Below are 18,212 nucleotides of genomic sequence, written 5' to 3'. Positions count from 1 at the left end.
CAGCCATCAGCAAAGGACGACCAGTGACCACTGTTGAAGACATCAAGGCCATGTTCCCGGAGATCGACATCGAGGCGATCCGCACAAAGTACGAATTCGAGCGCAGTCGTCGTGAACGTAGCGACCCTCGCACCCTGTACCGTTCAGCCACCGGGGAGTTCGCGGGATTTGCGAGCGATCCACATGTGCCCGTGGTCGACCGCGACCCGGTCACAAGTCACGTCGAAGCACTGGTTATCGGCGGCGGAATCGCCGGGCTGTCGGTTGCCGTGCATCTACGCGAAGCTGGGATCGAGGAACTTCGAATCCTCGATGTCGGGGGAGATTTCGGTGGCACGTGGTACTGGAACCGGTATCCGGGCCTGCGCGTCGACATCGAGTCGCACATCTACGTTCCGATGCTTGAGCGGACCGGAGCTCTTCCGTCGATGAGATATGCGCCGGGGTACGAGGTGCGAGGTCTCCTTCACCAGCTGGCGCGGAACTTCGACTTGTACCGAGATGCTCTGTTCCACACGAGGGCGACTGGCGTGACCTGGGAGAACGGCGTTTGGCGGATTGAGACCGATCGCGGCGACTCGTTCACGGCGACCTATGTCATCGTCGCCACAGGCGGATTCCCGAACCCGAAGCTGCCGAACATTCCAGGGATCGAAGACTTCAAGGGCAAGATATTCCATTCGAGTCGATGGGACTATTCCTACTCGGGTGGTAGCGAAACCGAGCCGCTCACGGGTCTTGAAGGCAAGAAGGTCGGGGTAATCGGCACCGGTGCGACGGGAGTCCAGATTGTGCCGGAGGTCGCCAAGTACGCCGATCAGCTCTACCTTTTCCAGCGGACGCCTTCCACCGTCAGCTTCCGTGGAAACCAGAAGACCGATGACACCTGGGCCGGCACCACTGAGCCCGGGTGGCAACGCCGACGGATGGACAACTTCCTTGACATCGTCACGGGCGCCAACCCGGAGGAAGATCTTGTGAACGACGGCTGGACGGCCATTTGGCCGCTGTTGCATCGGCACAATACCGGCACTTACATATCGCCGTACAAGGGCGAGATCCGCGAGCTATATGAGGAGTACCTCGATGCGCGCGCGATGAACGCCATCCGTGATCGTGTTGACGAAGTGGTCGATGACCCTGCGACTGCGGAACTTCTGAAGCCCTGGTACCGCTTCGCGTGCAAGCGTCCGACTTTCACCGACCTGTACCTACCCGCGTTCAACCTTCCGAACGTGGAACTCGTCGATACTGCTGACTTCGGGGGGCCAACCCGGCTCGGCGAGAACTCGATCTTCGTGGGAGATAAGGAGTATCCGTTAGATCTGCTGGTCGTGGCCACAGGCTTCGACGTCGGGCTGACGGCCGTGATGTCCGGAGCTCTGCCAGTGATCGGGCGCAAGGGTCGCAGCATGCTCGAGGTGTGGGGGGGAGGGCCGCGCCTCTTCCATGGCTACATGACGCATGAGTTCCCCAACTTCTTCCAGCTCGGCCCGATGCAGAGCGCGAATGCCGTGAACTTCTCGCATGTGCTGCAGCTTCACGGGGAGCACGTCACCGAAATGATCAGGGCTGCGAAGAATGCGGGCGCCGCATTCATCGAGCCAAGTGCGGAGATGGAGGATGCGTGGACGGCGGAGATCGCGGCGACTGTCGAGCCTGAAGCAGATGCGGCATTGGCTTTCCGTATTCATTGCACCCCGGGTTTCTACAACGGAGAAGGAAAGTACCGAGGCAGGTCGACTGAGTTCGCCCCCGGCCCTGTCCAGCTTCAGGCGCTTCTCGCCGACTGGCTCGAGCATCACGTCGAGGAAGTCCTGTTCACTGAAGAAGAGATGCTCGAAGAGACGGCATTCGTCACGGTCAACTGATGCCGCGGCGGATGTGTGGGGGTGAACGGGCGGGGCTCGACAGCGGGTCGCGCCCGCGATCCGCACGGCCAAACGGCGAACGTAGCATGCTACTTATGGGTAGCGTGCTAGCGGGAGGTCTTTCCCGAATTCGTACTCAGCGAGGAGCGATAGATGAAGTCATCGATGTGGGCCCTGCGGCTAACCGGCCCATCGCAGCTGGCAATGGACGAGGCGCCAGCGCCAACTGCGGCAGAATTGCGGCCGGGGGAAGTCATGATCCGCAGCCTCGCAGGTGGAGTTTGCGGGAGTGATCTTCCTTTCTTCCAAGGTCGGCCGTTCGGCGCCCCTCTGCCTGGAGGGCCACACGCCCCCGGGTTCTCGCTGCATGAGGTCGCCGGGGAGGTCCTCGCGTCCGCGGATGACTCGATCGAAGTCGGCGAGCATGTAGTCGGCTGGGCAACCGCCAACGACGGACTGGCTGAGTTCGTCGTATCGCGAGGCAGCAGCCTCCATTCGTACTCGAAACAACTTAAGGCATCGACGGCGATCATGATTCAGCCGCTCGCGTGCGTGATCCACGCTGTCAACCAGATCGGCGACGTCGCTGGTCGATCGTCTGCGGTTCTCGGACTGGGCCCGATCGGCGTGTTGTTCGCTCACGTCCTGAAGTCGCGCGGCGCCGCGAGCGTCGTCGGCGTCGATCGGGTGAACCGGTCCGATGTCGGCCCCTCGTTCGGAATCGATGAGGTTGTGCATGCCCACACCGCCAACTGGGCTCTCGAGCTCAGAGCGAATGAACAGGCAGACATCGTTGTGGAGGCTATCGGCCACCAGGTCGAGACCATGACGAGTGCGATGCAGGCGGTCGCGGAAGAGGGGCGCGTTTTCTATTTCGGCATCCCCAACGACGAGGTGTATCCGCTGCCCATCAATCTCCTTCTCCGGAAAAACGCAACGCTCAAGGCCGGCTACACCCCCGAGAAGGTCCGCAGGCACGTGCTGGCCGACGCAGAGGACTATCTCGCGGGCTTTCCTGAAATCGCGGACGCCTACCTCACATCGCCGTACTCCTACGCCTCTGCAGAGGAGGCGTTCATCGCCGCCACTCGGCCCGCGAGTGGGCAGATGAAAGTCACGTTCGGCCTCGACTGATGCTCTGTCGTGGTCCCGAACCCAAAGACCGAACCAATCGCTCGAAGCAAAGGAGACCGAGATGAAGAACGTTCCCACGATTCGTGAACTGCTTGCGCAGAAGGAGGTGCTGGTCGGTGCCGGTCAGTACATTCCGCACTACGACTACAGCGGGCTGCTCGCCAGCGCAGGTTTCGACTTCATCTTCCTGGACGCGGAACATGGTAATCGAGGTATCGAATCGTTGGCGGCGTGCATCAACGCGGCGAACGTCTACGGTGTTCCCGTGATCGCCCGCGCGATGGACAAGACGCAAGGCGATATCGAGCAGCTACTCGATGTGGGTGCGTCGGGTGTCATGATGCCGGCCGTCGAGACCGTGGAGGACGCCGAGCTTCTCGTGCGCTCTGCCCGCTTCGGACCCAAGGGTGATCGGGGTTGGAATCCAATGACTCGCTGGAACGACTACACGATGTCGCCGGCAACGATCCGCGAGACGGACACGAGCATCTTCGTTGCTGCGCTCATCGAAACGCCTCTCGGTCACGAAAACCTCGACGACATCCTCGCCGTCGACGGGATCGACGCCGTGATGGCCGGCCCTGGCGACCTCGCAGTCAAGATGGGGGCGCCGCTCGGCGGCCCTGAGACGATGGAGTTGGTCTTCAACGCCTACACGAAGATTCTTGCTGCTGGAAAGATCGCGTGGTCGGGCGGCGGTGCCGGAGCAAAGGCGGGCGCGCAGCACGTCTCTGCCGGTTGCCGCATGATCAACGGCTTCTCGGACGGCTATATGTTCCCGTATTCGCGAGGTCTGCTTAACGAGCTCCAAGCGGAGTTGGTTGCGCAGGGGCTCACCTCCACCGATCCCGCGGGCGCGCCGATGGGCCTGGTAGATGCCTATGGCAGAGGCTGACCTCGGATCAACCCGAAGCATCCATTCCAACAATCAGAACGACAACAGAAGGAGCCCATCATGAGCGATGCGCCAACTTACTACCCGACCCCCGCCTTCGGCTCGATTCCGACGCCGCCCGTGCCATCGGACCCGATCGCGCAGCGTTTTGTGGGCAAGGTCGCCTTCGTGACGGGCGCGGCTCGCGGTCAAGGACGCGCTGAGGCCGTGAGGCTTGCAGCTGAGGGAGCGGACATCATCGCTCTCGACCTGTGCGAGGACATCCCAACGGTGACGTACAAGGGGTCAGCGCCAGAAGACCTCGCCGAGACGGCTGCAATGGTCGAGAACCTCGACCGTCGAGTGGTCACAATCCAGTCGGACACGCGCGACTACAGGACGATGAAGCGGGAGCTTGATGCCGCGGTCGCAGAGCTCGGGCGCCTCGACGTGGTCGTCGCGAACGCAGGGATGACCTCCGGTGCGATGGCGTGGGATATCGACGATGAGCACTGGGATGTAACCATCGGGATGAATCTGACCGGAGCGTTCTACACCGCGAAGGCGGCGATGCCGATCATGATCGAGCAGGGCACAGGTGGTTCGATCACATTCACCAGTTCGATGGCCGGCCTCGTCGGTCTGCCATTCATGGCCGACTACGTCGCGGCCAAGCATGGCGTCACCGGTCTTGCTAAGGCGTTGTCAAACGAACTGGCTCCGTACTGGATCCGCTGCAATAGCGTGCACCCGTTCGGTGTGCAGAGCGGCCTGCAGATGACGGAGGTCGGATCGCTTCTCGACCAGTACGAGGTCTACCGCCCGATGTTCAACCCCGCTCTCCCAGACTACATCAGCCAACCAGAGGACATCGCTGCCGCGGTGGCGTGGATCGCCTCCGACGAGGCGCGGCACGTCACTGGAATTCAACTCCCGGTCGCACTCGGCCGTTCGAACCGGTAGACGAGCGATGTCGGGCGGGACGATATTGCGCTGTCCACTGACCGCGAAAGAGGAGACCATCCCATGAAGCTCATCATCGCCGATGTACGCGAAGGACGTTCGTGCGTTGTACACCAAGTCGAATGGACTCATAACCCCAAAGCGTCAGACGTCGACGCCACCTCCGTCGCCGATATCGCAGTCAGCGAGCCCACTGCCCGCGCAGTCGGCGTCTCCGAGTATCGGGACTACGGGGTGCCTGTTGGGACCGCGCGATGGAATCGCGTGCGGTTCCCCGCGAACCAGGTTCGCCCACTCCACTACACCAACACGATCGACACGCACACAATCGTGGAGGGCTCACTCTGGCTCGTGCTCGACGATGGCGAGCACGAGCTGCTTCCGGGTGATAGCGCCATCGTGAATGGCGTCGACCACGGATGGCACATCGGTCCCGCGGGCTGCGTCGTTTCGTCCGTTTTGTTCGGATTGCCCGGGCGGTAACCAGTTGCACCGGATTCCGCCTATTCAACCGTGACCGGAAACCTGAAAGGAGACGAAATGGCAGACCTGCTCACTATTCCCATCCGAGCGATCACAGGTGAATCAACGACCCTCGGGCGCTTCGAGGGTCAGACGATGCTCATCGTGAACGTCGCCTCAAAGTGCGGTTTGACGCCGCAGTACGAAGCGCTCGAGGCCCTCCAGCGAACCTATGAGGGTCAGGGATTCACAGTGCTCGGCTTCCCATGCAACCAATTCATGGGCCAGGAACCAGGGACTAACGAAGAGATCCTCGAATACTGTTCGACGACATGGGGCGTGTCTTTTCCCATGTTCGAAAGAGTAGACGTCAATGGGCCGCACGCGTCACGCCTTTACCAGGAGTTGACGCAAGTCGCCGACGCAGAGGGTTATCGAGGCGACATCCGGTGGAACTTCGAGAAGTTCGTCATCGGACCTGACGGTGTCATTCAGCGCTTTGCCCATCACGTCGTCCCCGACGACCCGCGCATCATTTCAGCAATCGAGGATGGCATACCGCGGTCGAGCGAGGAGAGATCACAATGGGCCGAAACGTCCTAGTCGCCGGCGGATCAAGCGGCATCGGGCGGGCGATCGCCAGCCGGTTCGCGACGAACGGTGATTCCGTTTGGATCACCGGACGAAATCCCGAAAAACTGGATCACACATCGGCTGCGATCGGAGCGGACTCGTTGCGTTGCGATCATTCAAACCCCGCAGATATCGAGGCTCTGAAGCTCGAGCTTCCGCGCGAGATCGATGTTCTTGTGCACGCGGTCGGAGCGAACACGGACCGAATTCCGCCGGCATCCGAGGCAGTAGATCTGCGTGAGCTCGCGGCCGAGTGGCATCGGGGACTGGACGCCAACCTGCTCCCCGCTGTGCTTACTACGGCCGCGCTCCTTCCGAGAATTGGTCTCGGCGGGTCGATAATCGCCATCGGATCCGAAGCAACCGAGTCCGCCGCGACCTCGTACGGTGCAGCAAAAGCAGCGCTGGCGGCATGGACCGCAGGGCTGTCACGGCTCGTCGGCCCGCGCGCGATCACGGTGAACACCGTGACGCCGAACTACACAGAAGGAACCGACTTCTATTCGACGCCGCTGCCAGACCAGATGCGAAGCGCCCTTGTGGCCTCGACGCACGATGGGCGCCCCGGGACCCCGGAGGATGTTGCGGGGGCTGTGTACTTCCTGGCGAGCTCGTCGGCGCGTCACATCACGGCGCAGAATCTCCACGTTTCCGGCGGAATATACATCACACGCTGATCCGGCGAAGGGCGAGATTCCTTCCACCCGGTTGCGTAAAACGGCCTATCGGATTGTTGGCGGTAGTGCCAACATTTCGCGATTGCCAAGCCCCACATTGAAGTTGATCGACATTTCATCTCTTGCACCACCGAGTCTGGTAGCCACGCAACCTCCCCAAGGGCGTGCCGCCCTATCGGCTCGGCACTACCTTATACAAGCCAGAGAGGACCAACTATGCGCGTTGGCATCGTCGTCGAGCCACCCGGTGAGAACCGTGTCGCGGCAACACCAGATACGGTCGCAAAACTCCGCGACCTAGGCTACGAGATAGCTGTAGAGGCCGGAGCAGGCGTCGCATCGTCATACTTCGACTCTGCATACCTGGCGGCCGGCGCCACGGTCGTGGACGGCGTGACGGCGTGGACGTCGGACGTCGTCCTCAAGGTGAGCGAGCTGACGCCGGACGAGATCACTCGCCTGAGGGACGGAGCCACGGTTGCCGGCCTGCTCAGCCCGGCCTTGAGGCCAGGGCTTTTGGAGGCCTTGGCTACCCGGAATCTGACGGCGCTGGCGATGGACGCCGTGCCCCGCATCTCCCGGGCCCAGTCGATGGATGTGCTCTCCTCGATGTCTAACATCGCCGGCTACCGCGCGGTCGTGGAGGCGGCCAACGAATTCGGCCGGTTCTTCACGGGGCAGGTGACCGCGGCGGGAAAGGTGCCGCCGGCGAAGGTCCTCGTGGCTGGTGCCGGTGTGGCAGGTCTGGCGGCGATCGGCGCAGCCTCGAGCCTGGGGGCGGTGGTGCGGGCGACGGACCCGCGCCCGGAAGTCGCGGACCAGGTGCGGTCGATCGGCGGCGAGTATATCCCCGTGGAGGTCGCAGTCGAACAGTCCACCGACGGGTATGCGAGGGCGACGAGTGAAGCGTACGACCGACGAGCGGCGGAGATCTACTCCGAGCAGGCCAAGGACGTCGACGTCATCATCACGACCGCGCTGATCCCAGGGCGCGCCGCTCCCCGGTTGATCACGGCGTCGGACGTGGCATCGATGAAGCCCGGATCGGTGATCGTGGACATGGCTGCTTCTCAGGGCGGGAACGTGGAGGGCTCGGTCCCCGGGGAGCGGACAATCACCTCGAACGGCGTGATCATCCTCGGGTATACGAACCTCGCGGGGCGACTCCCGGCGCAAGCGTCGCAGCTGTACGGTACGAACCTGCTGAACCTCATCAAGCTCCTCACCCCGCGCAAGGACGGGCAGCTCGTCATCGACTTTGACGACGTTGTGCAGCGCGCGGTGACGGTCGTACAGGATGGCGAGGTGACCTGGCCACCGCCGCCGGTGCAGGTCTCGGCCGCTACGGTTGTGACGGCGGCCGTCGAAGTCGTACCTCCGAAGGCGAAGCGAACCCTGTCGGTGGCGGCCAAGTCTCGGCTGATCGCGCTGGGTATCGGGGCGCTGTTCGGGATATGCGTGATCGCGCCTTCACCGCTGCCACAGCACTTTCTTGTTCTAACGCTCGCAGTCGTCGTCGGGTTCTACGTCATCGGGCATGTCGCGCATGCGCTGCACACCCCATTGATGAGCGTGACCAACGCGATCTCGGGCATCATCGTCGTGGGCGCGATGCTGCAGATCGTCGCGCCGTCGCTTACAGTGCAGGTCCTCGCCGCGGTCGCCGTGCTGCTCGCGTCGATCAATGTGTTTGGCGGTTTCGCCGTCACCCGTCGAATGCTCGCGATGTTCACGAAGGCAGGTGACCGATGACAGCCATCGACCTCGTTTCCGATATCGCGACCGCCGCGTATGTAGTCGCCAGTCTGCTGTTCATCATGAGCCTTGCAGGGCTCAGCAAGCACGGGTCAGCCCGCCGGGGCGCCACCTACGGCATCACCGGCATGACGATTGCCCTGCTGGCCACGTTGTGCTTGGTAGTCGTCGGGACATGGGGGCAACCACAAGCTGATCTCGGGCTCACCTTCCTCGTCGTCGCCGTCCTCATCGGCGCCGTCATCGGACTATGGCGGGCGCGAGCGGTCGAGATGACGGCGATGCCGCAGCTGATCGCCTTGTTCCATTCCTTCGTAGGACTTGCTGCTATGCTTGTCGGCTGGAACGGCGCTCAGTACGCGGTGGGCATTCCCGTCGACCTTGAGGGTATTCATCATGCTGAGGTGTCCATTGGTGTCTTCATCGGTGCAGTGACTTTCATCGGCTCGATCGTCGCGTTCCTGAAACTCTCCGCCCGAATCTCCTCGCGGCCTGTCGTGCTACCCGGCAAGAACGTGCTCAACCTAGGCGCGCTCGTCGCGTTCGTCGCCCTGACAGTGTGGTACGTGATCACGCCTGAGCCCTGGCTCCTCGTCGTCGTGACCGTCTTGGCGCTGGGGCTGGGCTGGCACCTAGTTGCCTCGATCGGAGGCGGGGACATGCCGGTTGTGGTCTCGATGCTCAATAGCTACTCCGGTTGGGCGGCCGCCGCGGCCGGCTTCCTGCTGAACAACGATCTGCTCATCGTCACCGGCGCGCTTGTCGGGTCCTCCGGTGCATACCTGTCCTACATAATGTGCAAAGCCATGAACCGGTCATTCATCTCAGTGATCGCCGGCGGGTTTGGCATCGAAGCGCCGAGGAAGGATGCCGAAGACCACGCGGAACACCGTGAGATCGACGCCGTAACCGCCGCGGCCATGCTCGCCGGTGCATCCAGCGTTGTTATCGCTCCGGGATACGGAATGGCGGTCGCCCAGGCACAATACCCGATCGCCGAGCTCGCCAAGCAACTGGGCGATCGAGGCGTCAAGGTGCACTTCGGCATCCACCCCGTGGCCGGACGCCTTCCAGGGCACATGAATGTGCTACTTGCTGAGGCGAAGGTGCCGTATGACATCGTGCTCGAAATGGACGAGATCAATGACCACCTTGCATCGACCTCCGTTGTGCTCGTCGTCGGCGCGAACGACACCGTCAACCCCGCCGCCGCGGAAGACCCGGGATCGCCGATCGCGGGCATGCCGGTGCTGAGGGTATGGGAGGCCGAGAACGTCATCGTCTTCAAGCGATCGATGGCCTCCGGATACGCTGGCGTAGCCAACCCCCTCTTCTGGCGCGAGAACTCGCAGATGCTCTTCGGTGATGCGAAGGACCGAGTGGAAGAGATCCTTAAAGCCCTATGACGGGCAAACCTAATTTTGTCGGCGCAGGCACAGTTGGCGCTCCCCGTGCAAAAGGCCTACCCGACGCACGATCAGAAGACCACGATCCGCTACATTGACCACGTGCTCTCGAAACTGCCGTTCAAGGTCGAGAAGGTCCATCCCGATAACAGGACCGAGTTCGGCCAGTCCTTCTATTGGTACCTGCTGGACAAGGGCATCGATCACATCCGCATCCAACCGGCCAAACCGCGCCTGAACGGCAAGGTCGAGCGCTCGCACCGGATCGACGCTGAGGAGTTCTACCGGCTCCTGGAGGGGCAGGTCATGGACGACGTCAACCTCTTCAACGACCGCCTCCAACAATGGGAGGACTACTACAACTACGATCGACCACACGGAGCCCTCGCAGGCCAAACCCCCTACGAGCGACTCAAGCAGAAAACGCAGAGCCCGCTGTCATAGGCCTCCGTCAGTTGCACAACGCCCTCGGGCTTTAGACACCTCAAATCTGCGCACATTTTGCGCACAAGCGGGTGAGGTCAAAGGGGGGTCGAAGGAGATCAAAGACGGTCGGAGTCATTGATTTTCCTGCGGTGTGGAAGCTCAGCGCCGCCGTCAAAGACGCCCAGATAGAGTTCGAATCCCACGCCCTCCGCGAGTTCTGTCGAGCCTTCCCGAGGGGATCACAGCCCGAGACTGGCCCGTCCGTTGATGTGCACGGCGATCACGATAGCCAGGGTCAGGACGCCGGCGGCGAGAACGAATCCGGCGGTGATTGCGATGAGACGCCCACCCGCCATCGGGGCGAGCTTGCCCTCCGTCGTGAGTGTCGTGTGGTGGCTTTGATACCGGCGGTGGATGGCGTAGAGGAGCACGCCGGCGGAGATGACGCCGCCTAGTCCAAGGATGGCTGTCCATGCGCCGAGTACGGCGGGGAGGATGCGTGCCGCTACGAGCGATCCGCCCAGGAGCGCGAGCCCGGTCCGGCGCCAGGCGAGGGCGGTGCGCTCGGGTTGCAGGCCGGCGTCGAAGAGCTTGCTCATCGCTGTACGACGCCGAGCAGGACTAGCACGCCGACGATGAGCACGGCGACCGCGAGGGGAAGGGTGAGGAGCGCATTCGGGAGCGGCGTCCCTTTCCGAAGCGCCCGTTCCGTGGCTTTCCATCCCAGCCACGCCTGGAACGGCGTCAGTAGCCCGGCCGCGAGGAGCACGAGCGATGCGGCGAAGCGGTATCCGGGGTGGATGCCGAGTCCGAGGGCCTCCAGCGCGACGCCGCCGGCGAGAAGAGCGAGTCCGGTCCGGATCCAAGCCAGGAAGGTCCGCTCGTTCGCGAGGCTGAAGCGGGCGTCGGGCTCGCTGCCGACGGAGAAGACGGACGCGGGGAAGCGCGCTCGCTGCGTCACGCGCCGGCCGAGCGGTCGGGGGCGGTCTGGAGGAAGGCCGCACGTCCGGGAGCGCAACAGTCGCGGGGTTCCTGGACGATGGGCTCACCATCCGCTGCGATGTCGGCGTCGACGCTGTTCTCGGTCATGATGGTGGTCCTTTCGGTGGCAGGGCCGGGCAGGCGGGCGGGTCGCGACGGGTCACGGGGCGGTCGCCACCGTTCGGAACCCCGCGTTCGACATTGCCGAGTCGGGGGTGTTCTGCGACCGGGCGGAGTTCCGGTAGCGGTTGCAGTACGAGTCGTGGCAGAGGAAGGAACCCCCGCGGAGTACGCGTTGCGTGCCCGAGTCCGGGCCTTCGGGCATCCGGCCGGGCGAGCGGCCGTAGTAATCGGGGTCGTACCAGTCCTGGCACCACTCCCAGACGTTCCCGACGGTTTGGTACAGGCCGTAGTCGTTGGGCCGATAGTGCGGCGCCGGCGCGGTGGTCAGGTAGCCGTCGTCGAGCGTGTTCGTTCCCGGGAAGTCACCCTGCCAGATGTTGCAGTTCCAGGCCCCGTCGACGAGCAGCTCGTCGCCCCAGGGGAAGCGGTGGCCGGCGTGCCCGCCGCGGGAGGCGTACTCCCACTCGGCCTCGGTGGGGAGGCGTCGGCCTGCCCACCGGCAGTACGCCTGCGCGTCGTTCCAGCTGACGTGGACGACCGGGTGATCGCCGAGCCCCTCGAGCGAGGAGTTACGCCCGCCGGGATGCCGCCAATCGGCGCCGGCGACGCCGACCCACCACGGGGCCTGCGGTGGCCGACGGAGGATGTCACAGTCGTCGCCCGCGAAGACGAGCTGGAAGACAGCGGAGTAACCGAACTTCTCGGACTCCGTCCGGTACCCGGTGGCGTTGACGAACGCGGCGAAGGCATCGTTCGTGACCGTGTGGACATCGATCGAGAATCCCGGCAGCGAAACCTCGTGCACGGGGCGCTCTCCGTCCGCCGGACGACCGTCGCCGGTGTGATCGCCCATGACGAAGACGCCCGGCGGGATGTCGGCTTGAGGTATCGGGTGTCCGGCACTCATGTTCCGGCTCCCTGGCCCGCGGGCTCCAACTCGTGCTGCTGCTTGCGCTGCCGCTCGCGGATCATCTCGCGCAGCTCGACCAGCCGACCGACCATCCTGTCCATGGCGGCTGCGCCCGACTCGTGCTCGAAGTCCTCGATCTCCGTGGCCAGGTCGACGTCGAATCCGGAGTCCGGGGCCGACTCGATGGTGCGGTCGCGGTACCGGTACTTGGCGATCTGCCTCTTGCGCGACTCGATCTCGATGGTTAGAAGGTCGATCACCGCGTTCTCGTCGAGAAAGCCGGAGAAGAACAGGCGGGCGCGGAATTCGTAATTCACGGATTCGACGGTGGGTTTGAAGGGAGTGGTCAGCCATTGCATGAACACCTCATGGCCGAGCGGGGTCGCCTCGTAGATCTTGGCGTCCTGTGCGCCCGGGCGCGTGCTCACCGTGAAGGTGACCCAGCCGCGCTCCGCCATCTGCGAAAGCGATCGGTAGATCTGGCTCATCTGGGTGCGGGGGCGCATGAAGACGCCATCCATCTCCATGTAGCGGGCGAGGTCGTAACCGGTTCGCGGGCGCACCAGGAGAACGCCGAGGAGGAGGTGCTCCAACTTCATCGTGGTTCCTTCGTGTCTGGTGTTGAGAACAGCGTAATCCCGCGTTCTCGCTCACGAGAAGTATTCCACAAATTGACTTTTTTTACTCAACTTGTGGAATCCTGCGCGATTTTCTGTTACGTTCGCCGCAAGGTCGGTCCACGGTGGACCGCACGGCACCGGAAGAGACAACGATGTTCAACTTCAGGAAGCGGGTGGTCGCGGCAGTCGCAGCGACGGCCATCGCCGCATTCGCACTCTCGGGCTGCTCGCCCTCGACTTCATCCGCCGGCTCGTCGTCGTCCTCCGCATCCGGCGGGACGCTCACGATCGGCACGATCGTTGCGTCCACGACCTTCGCGGTCGACAACTCGGCGTGGGCCAACGAATCCCCGTACCTCCAGGCGGCGTACGACACGCTGCTGCACGCGGATCCGGACGGCACAGTCAAGCCCTGGCTGGCGACCAAGTGGTCCTACAACGCGGACAACACCGTCCTGACGTTGAAGCTCCGCGACGATGTGACCTTCACCGACGGCACGAAGTTCGACGCTACGGTCGCCGCCAAGAACCTCCTCCGGTTCCGTGACGGCACCTCGCCCCAAAAGGCGTACTTGAGCACCCTGGCAGACGCGACGGCCGTGGATCCGACGACGTTGAAGCTGACTCTCAGCGCACCGAACCCGTCGCTGCTGTCGTTCCTCACCCAGAATCCGGGCCTGCAGGAGAGCCCGGCCGCGTTCGGGACGCCGGATGAGAAGACCATGCCGGTCGGCTCCGGACCGTACGTCCTCGACAAGCAGGCGACCGTGGTCGGATCCACGTACGTCTTCACCAAGAACCCCAAGTACTGGGCGCCTCAGCAGCAGCACTACGCGAAGCTCGTGATGAACGTGTACTCGACGCCGACCGCGATCCTCAACGCGATCAAGGGGCGCCAGATCAACGGAGCGCCGCTCTCCGACAACTCCACGATCCCCCAGGTGAAGGGCGCCGGCTACACAGCCAACGGCCAGCAGCTGAATTTCTTCGGCCTGTTGCTCTTCGACCGCGGCGGCGCGATCTCGCCGGCCCTCGGCAACGTCAAGGTCCGTCAGGCGATCAACTACGCCTTCGACCGCAAGGCCATGCTCAAGGCGATCGGCCAGGGCTACGGCAACGTGACCTCTTCGATCTTTTCGCCGGACTCCTCCGGCTACGACAAGTCGATGGACAACTACTACAGCTACGACCCGAAGAAGGCCAAGGCGCTCCTGAAAGAGGCCGGCTACTCCGACGGTCAGATCACGTTGACCATGCCGACCTCGTCGGGCTTCACCCCGGCCACGTACGCGCTCACATCGCAGTATCTGGACGACATCGGCATCAAGGTCAACCAGGTCAACGTGGCGCCGACGAGCTTCCTCGGTGACCTCCTTGCCGCGAAGTACGGCAGCACAGTCATGCAGCTCAAGGCCGCGCCGACCACGTGGGAGACTCTGACCCTCGATGTCCTCCCCAAGGCGGGATGGAACCCGTTCCACACTGCGGACGACACCGTGGCCTCGTTGGCGAAGACGATCCAGAGCGGAACCAAGGACCAGTCGGCGCAGGCGGCCAAGCAGCTGAACGAGTACATCGTCAAGCAGGCCTGGTTCGCGCCCTGGTACCGGCCCCAGCAGACCTACGCCACCGACCCGAACACGACGGTACAGACGCAGACGGGAAACGCCTACCCGTACCTCTGGAACTTCGTCCCGAAGAAGTAAGGCGCTGAGGACCCCTGCCATGCTCGCATTCATCACCCGCCGCATCCTGTCTGGGATCGTGCTCGTCGTCGCCATCTCGGTGATCGCATTCCTACTCCTCTACGCCGGGGGCGGAGACATCGCCAGACGCCTCCTCGGCGAGGACGCCTCGGCCCAGACGGTCGCCCAGAAGGCGCACGAGCTCGGGCTCGATCGACCGCTGATCGCGCAATTCGGATCATGGGTGTCGGGCGTGCTGCACGGGGACTTCGGCACCTCCTGGTTCACCAGCCAGCCGGTCGACGACGCCATCGTCAGCCGGCTGGCGGTGACCCTCTCCCTGGTCTTTGGCGCGACGATCCTCATCGCGATCGTCTCCGTCGTGCTCGGCGTGCTGGCCGCGACCCGCGGCGGCTGGATCGACGGTGTGGTCCAGGTGGTCTCGCTGGTCGGCACCGCTATCCCGGGCTTCCTGATCGCGCTCGGGCTGGTCGTGGTCTTCGCCATCAACCTCCACTGGTTTGCACCGACGGGGTACGTGCAGTTCGCAGACTCCCCGCAGGGCTGGATCAGCTCGGTCACGCTGCCGATCATCGCGCTGTCCCTTGGCGGCATCGCCGGCGTCACCCAGCAGATCCGCGGCTCGATGCTCGACTCGCTCCGCCAGGACTACGTGCGCACTCTCAAGAGTCGTGGCCTGTCCACCCGGTCGGTCGTCCTGAAGCACGTGCTCCGCAATGCAGCCGGCCCCGCGCTCGCTGTGCTGGGTGTCCACTTCGTCGGGCTGCTCGGCGGTGCGGTCATCATCGAGCAGATCTTCGCGATCCCCGGCGTCGGGCAGGTGGCGGTGACCGCGACCTCGCAGGGCGACATCCCGCTGGTGATGGGTCTGGTCATCGCGACAGCGATCCTCGTCGTCCTGCTCAATCTCGTCGTCGACCTGGCACAAGGTTGGCTCAACCCGAAGGTGCGTCTGTCATGATCGACCCCCTCGCCGCAGACCTCACGGAGGAGATCCACGCCGCCGCCACGCGGTCGTCGCGGCCACTCCTCCGTCGGCTGCTGAAGAAGCCCATTGCGGTCGCCGCGCTGTCATTCCTCGTCCTGATCGTGTTGGTCGCGATCTTCGGGCCGATGCTCGCGCCGCATGACCCGAACGCCGCGTCGGCCGCGGATGTCCTCGGCGGCATCAGCCCTGTACACCCGTTCGGCACCGACAGTGCGGGACGCGACGTTCTCTCGCGGCTGCTCTACGCGACGCGGTTCAGCATCGCGGGCGCGGCGCTCGCCCTGCTCGTGGCGGCACTCGTCGGCGTCACCGGAGGTCTCATCGCGGGATACTACGGACGCTGGTTCGAGGGACTCTCGTCCTGGGTGGTCGGCCTCCTGCAGGCGCTCCCCGGCATCGTCGTCCTGCTCGCGGCGCGCGCCGTGCTCGGCCCGTCGCTCTGGACCTCCATGGCGATCTTCGGTGTGCTGCTCTCGCCGGCGTTCTACCGCCTCGTGTACTCGACGGTCTCTGCGGTGCGCGACGAGCTGTATGTCGACGCCGCCCGTGTGTCGGGCCTGACCGACGGGCGCATTATCTCGCGCCACATCCTGACCGTGGTGCGCGGCCCTGCGCTCGTGCAGGCCTCCTTCGTGGCGGGCATCGCGATCTCCATCCAGGCGGGGCTCGAGTTCCTGGGATTGGGCGATCTGTCCATCCCGACGTGGGGCTCGATGCTCAACGAGGGCTTTTCGAACATCTACACGGATCCTGTGCTCATGCTCTGGCCCAGCCTGGCGATTGGGCTGACCTGCATGTCGCTGGTCCTGCTCGCGAACGCCCTCCGCGACACGCTCGAGCAGAGCGGACGCACCCGGCGCCGTCGTGCGCGGCGCCCCGTCGCGACCGCGGTTCCGGCGATCGCCCATGAGCCGATCGTCGAGCACCCCGGCGACCACCGCTTCGACCAGGCTGAGGTGCTCCTTTCCGTCAAGGAACTCGCCGTCGGCTACGGCCAAGAGGACGGCTCGACCACCACGGTCGTCGAAGACGTCTCCCTCACGGTCCACCGCGGCGAGGTCCACGGACTGATCGGCGAGTCGGGCTCGGGCAAGACCCAGACGGCATGGTCGGTCCTCCGCCTCCTTCCCGAGGGCGGCCGCATCATCGCCGGATCGATCACCTTCGAAGGGACGGACCTTGCGACGCAGAGCGAGGCCAAGATGCGCGGCCTCCGTGGCCTCAAGATCGCCTACATCCCCCAGGAGCCGATGTCGAACCTCGACGCCTCCTTCACAATCGGGAGCCAGCTCGTCGAGCCGATGCGGGTCAAGCTGAAGATCGGCAAGGCCGAGGCGAAGAGGCGAGCGCTCGAGCTGCTCCGCAGGGTCGGCATCCCGAACCCGGGGCGCACCTTCGACTCGTACCCGCACCAGATCTCGGGCGGCATGGCGCAGCGCGTGCTCATCGCCGGCGCTGTCTCTTGCGACCCCGACTTGCTGATCGCCGACGAGCCCACCACCGCACTCGATGTGACGGTCCAGGCGGACGTGCTCGACCTGCTCCGCAGCCTGCAGAGCGAACGGAACATGGGGATGGTCCTCGTGACCCACAACTTCGGTGTGGTCGCCGACATCTGCGACACCGTCTCCGTCATGCGCTCGGGGCGCATCGTCGAGACCGGACCGGTGCGAGAGCTTTTCGCCGGTCCGAAGCACCCTTACACCCAGTCCCTCTTCGACGCGGTCCTGGAGGAGACGGGCGAAGCAGTCGACGCGCCGTCCGAGCCCGAGACCGCCGACACGAATGGAGTACTCCGATGAGCGAGACCCTGGTCGACATCCGCGATGTCGAGGTCGAGTATCCAGCCAAGGGATTCGGGAAGAAGCCGTTCCGCGCCCTCAAAGGCGTCTCCCTCGACATCAAGGCGGGTGAGACCGTCGGCCTGGTAGGCGAATCCGGGTCCGGGAAGACGACCCTCGGGCGCGCGGTGCTCGGTCTCGCGCCCGTCACGGGGGGATCGATCACCTACGACGGACGGGACCTCGCCCGGCTCTCCAAGAAGGACCGCCGCGGCCTCGCCCATGAGATCCAGGTTGTCTTCCAGGACCCGTACACGTCACTCAACCCGTCGATGACCATCGAGCAGATCCTCATGGAACCTCTCACGGCGCGGGACGTGCCCGTCAAGGAAGCCCGTGCACGGGTGCGCGGGCTCCTCGACGAGGTGCGGCTGCCGAGCAACGCCGCTCAGCGTCTTCCCCGCGAGTTCAGCGGCGGACAGCGCCAGCGGGTCGCGATCGCCCGGGCGCTCGCGCTCCAGCCCAGGCTCATCGTCTGCGACGAGCCCGTCTCAGCGCTGGACCTGTCGACTCAGGCCCGCGTCCTGGAGCTGTTCAAGGAGATCCAGGACCGCACCGGAGTCGCGTACCTCTTCGTGTCCCACGACCTCGCGGTGGTCCGCCACCTCAGCCATCGGGTCGCGGTGATGTACCACGGGGAGATCGTCGAGTGGGGCGTGGCCGAGCAGGTCACGACCCGTCCGGAGCATCCGTACACGCAGCGGCTGTTCCTGGCGGCCCCCGTGCCCGATCCGGTCCTCCAGCAGAAACGACGGACGGAGCGCCACGCTCTGCTCGCCAGCCAGAATCGCGAATCGACCAGCACGATCGCCGTCGCCGCCGTCTGATCCCCGGAACGAGAA

General features: G+C 64.3%; 19 protein-coding genes. 14 read left to right on the top strand and 5 right to left on the bottom strand.

Annotated features, from left to right (window positions below; translation table 11 throughout):
* The first annotated feature begins 23 nt into the window (after positions 1-23).
* The 10 genes from ABCS02_RS17330 to ABCS02_RS17285 all read left to right on the top strand — a co-directional run bounded on the left by ABCS02_RS17330 (position 24) and on the right by ABCS02_RS17285 (position 10,219).
* Positions 24-1,871 carry an NAD(P)/FAD-dependent oxidoreductase gene (locus tag ABCS02_RS17330; protein ID WP_345836911.1) on the top strand — a complete coding sequence of 616 codons (1,848 nt, stop codon included), beginning with the start codon at positions 24-26 and terminating at the stop codon, positions 1,869-1,871.
* A 153-nt stretch (positions 1,872-2,024) separates the two neighbouring features.
* Entirely contained in the window at positions 2,025-3,005 is a 981-nt protein-coding gene (locus ABCS02_RS17325) for a zinc-binding dehydrogenase (protein ID WP_345836910.1), read from the top strand.
* 61 nt (positions 3,006-3,066) lie between these two features.
* Positions 3,067-3,900, top strand: a complete 834-nt coding sequence (locus ABCS02_RS17320) for an aldolase/citrate lyase family protein (protein ID WP_345836909.1) — start codon at positions 3,067-3,069, stop codon at positions 3,898-3,900.
* 60 nt (positions 3,901-3,960) lie between these two features.
* The gene (locus ABCS02_RS17315) at positions 3,961-4,842 is read left to right on the top strand and encodes a mycofactocin-coupled SDR family oxidoreductase (protein WP_345836908.1); all 882 of its coding nucleotides are present in this window, start codon (positions 3,961-3,963) and stop codon (positions 4,840-4,842) included.
* A 63-nt stretch (positions 4,843-4,905) separates the two neighbouring features.
* Positions 4,906-5,325 carry a hypothetical protein gene (locus ABCS02_RS17310; RefSeq protein WP_345836907.1) on the top strand — a complete coding sequence of 140 codons (420 nt, stop codon included), beginning with the start codon at positions 4,906-4,908 and terminating at the stop codon, positions 5,323-5,325.
* 57 nt (positions 5,326-5,382) lie between these two features.
* Positions 5,383-5,907: a glutathione peroxidase gene (locus ABCS02_RS17305; protein ID WP_345836906.1), complete on the top strand. Its 525-nt coding sequence runs from the start codon at positions 5,383-5,385 to the stop codon at positions 5,905-5,907.
* Entirely contained in the window at positions 5,889-6,614 is a 726-nt protein-coding gene (locus tag ABCS02_RS17300; protein ID WP_345836905.1) for an SDR family oxidoreductase, read from the top strand. Before ABCS02_RS17305 ends, ABCS02_RS17300 begins: the two co-directional genes overlap by 19 nt.
* Positions 6,615-6,830: 216 nt before the next feature.
* Positions 6,831-8,366 carry a Re/Si-specific NAD(P)(+) transhydrogenase subunit alpha gene (locus tag ABCS02_RS17295; RefSeq protein WP_345836904.1) on the top strand — a complete coding sequence of 512 codons (1,536 nt, stop codon included), beginning with the start codon at positions 6,831-6,833 and terminating at the stop codon, positions 8,364-8,366.
* Positions 8,363-9,775, top strand: a complete 1,413-nt coding sequence (gene pntB / locus ABCS02_RS17290; protein ID WP_345836903.1) for a Re/Si-specific NAD(P)(+) transhydrogenase subunit beta — start codon at positions 8,363-8,365, stop codon at positions 9,773-9,775. Before ABCS02_RS17295 ends, pntB begins: the two co-directional genes overlap by 4 nt.
* 45 nt (positions 9,776-9,820) lie before the next feature.
* Entirely contained in the window at positions 9,821-10,219 is a 399-nt protein-coding gene (locus tag ABCS02_RS17285) for an integrase core domain-containing protein (protein WP_345836902.1), read from the top strand.
* Between the two features lie 221 nt (positions 10,220-10,440).
* On the opposite strand, the gene ABCS02_RS17280 is transcribed toward ABCS02_RS17285, so the two are convergent.
* Genes ABCS02_RS17280 through ABCS02_RS17260 form a run of 5 tightly spaced genes read right to left on the bottom strand, consistent with a single transcriptional unit; the run spans position 10,441 to position 12,808 of the window.
* Positions 10,441-10,800, bottom strand: a complete 360-nt coding sequence (locus ABCS02_RS17280; RefSeq protein WP_345836901.1) for a DUF202 domain-containing protein — start codon at positions 10,798-10,800, stop codon at positions 10,441-10,443.
* Complete coding sequence (locus tag ABCS02_RS17275; protein ID WP_345836900.1) at positions 10,797-11,162, bottom strand: DUF202 domain-containing protein; 366 nt, start codon at positions 11,160-11,162, stop codon at positions 10,797-10,799. The genes ABCS02_RS17280 and ABCS02_RS17275 overlap by 4 nt, the downstream gene beginning before the upstream one ends.
* Positions 11,159-11,290 (bottom strand): hypothetical protein, encoded by a 132-nt coding sequence (locus ABCS02_RS17270; RefSeq protein ID WP_345836899.1) that lies wholly within the window; start codon positions 11,288-11,290, stop codon positions 11,159-11,161. Before ABCS02_RS17270 ends, ABCS02_RS17275 begins: the two co-directional genes overlap by 4 nt.
* 52 nt (positions 11,291-11,342) lie before the next feature.
* The gene (locus ABCS02_RS17265) at positions 11,343-12,212 is read right to left on the bottom strand and encodes a formylglycine-generating enzyme family protein (RefSeq protein WP_345836898.1); all 870 of its coding nucleotides are present in this window, start codon (positions 12,210-12,212) and stop codon (positions 11,343-11,345) included.
* A complete protein-coding gene (locus tag ABCS02_RS17260) occupies positions 12,209-12,808 on the bottom strand; it encodes a PadR family transcriptional regulator (RefSeq protein WP_345836897.1) in 600 nt (199 codons plus the stop codon). Before ABCS02_RS17260 ends, ABCS02_RS17265 begins: the two co-directional genes overlap by 4 nt.
* Positions 12,809-12,987: 179 nt before the next feature.
* Between ABCS02_RS17260 and ABCS02_RS17255 the strand changes: the two genes are divergently transcribed.
* The 4 genes from ABCS02_RS17255 to ABCS02_RS17240 are packed head-to-tail and all read left to right on the top strand — an operon-like array spanning position 12,988 to position 18,197.
* Entirely contained in the window at positions 12,988-14,541 is a 1,554-nt protein-coding gene (locus ABCS02_RS17255) for an ABC transporter substrate-binding protein (RefSeq protein ID WP_345836896.1), read from the top strand.
* Positions 14,542-14,560: 19 nt separating this feature from the next.
* Complete coding sequence (locus ABCS02_RS17250) at positions 14,561-15,502, top strand: ABC transporter permease (protein WP_345836895.1); 942 nt, start codon at positions 14,561-14,563, stop codon at positions 15,500-15,502.
* On the top strand, positions 15,499-17,331 hold the full coding sequence (locus ABCS02_RS17245; RefSeq protein ID WP_345836894.1) for a dipeptide/oligopeptide/nickel ABC transporter permease/ATP-binding protein: 1,833 nt from the start codon (positions 15,499-15,501) through the stop codon (positions 17,329-17,331). Before ABCS02_RS17250 ends, ABCS02_RS17245 begins: the two co-directional genes overlap by 4 nt.
* Entirely contained in the window at positions 17,328-18,197 is an 870-nt protein-coding gene (locus ABCS02_RS17240) for an ATP-binding cassette domain-containing protein (RefSeq protein ID WP_345836893.1), read from the top strand. The genes ABCS02_RS17245 and ABCS02_RS17240 overlap by 4 nt, the downstream gene beginning before the upstream one ends.
* Positions 18,198-18,212 lie beyond the last annotated feature (15 nt).

Source organism: Microbacterium sp. X-17, assembly GCF_039615055.1.
Note: the sequence above shows the minus strand (reverse complement) of the source record. Positions and strands in the feature narration are given on the sequence as shown.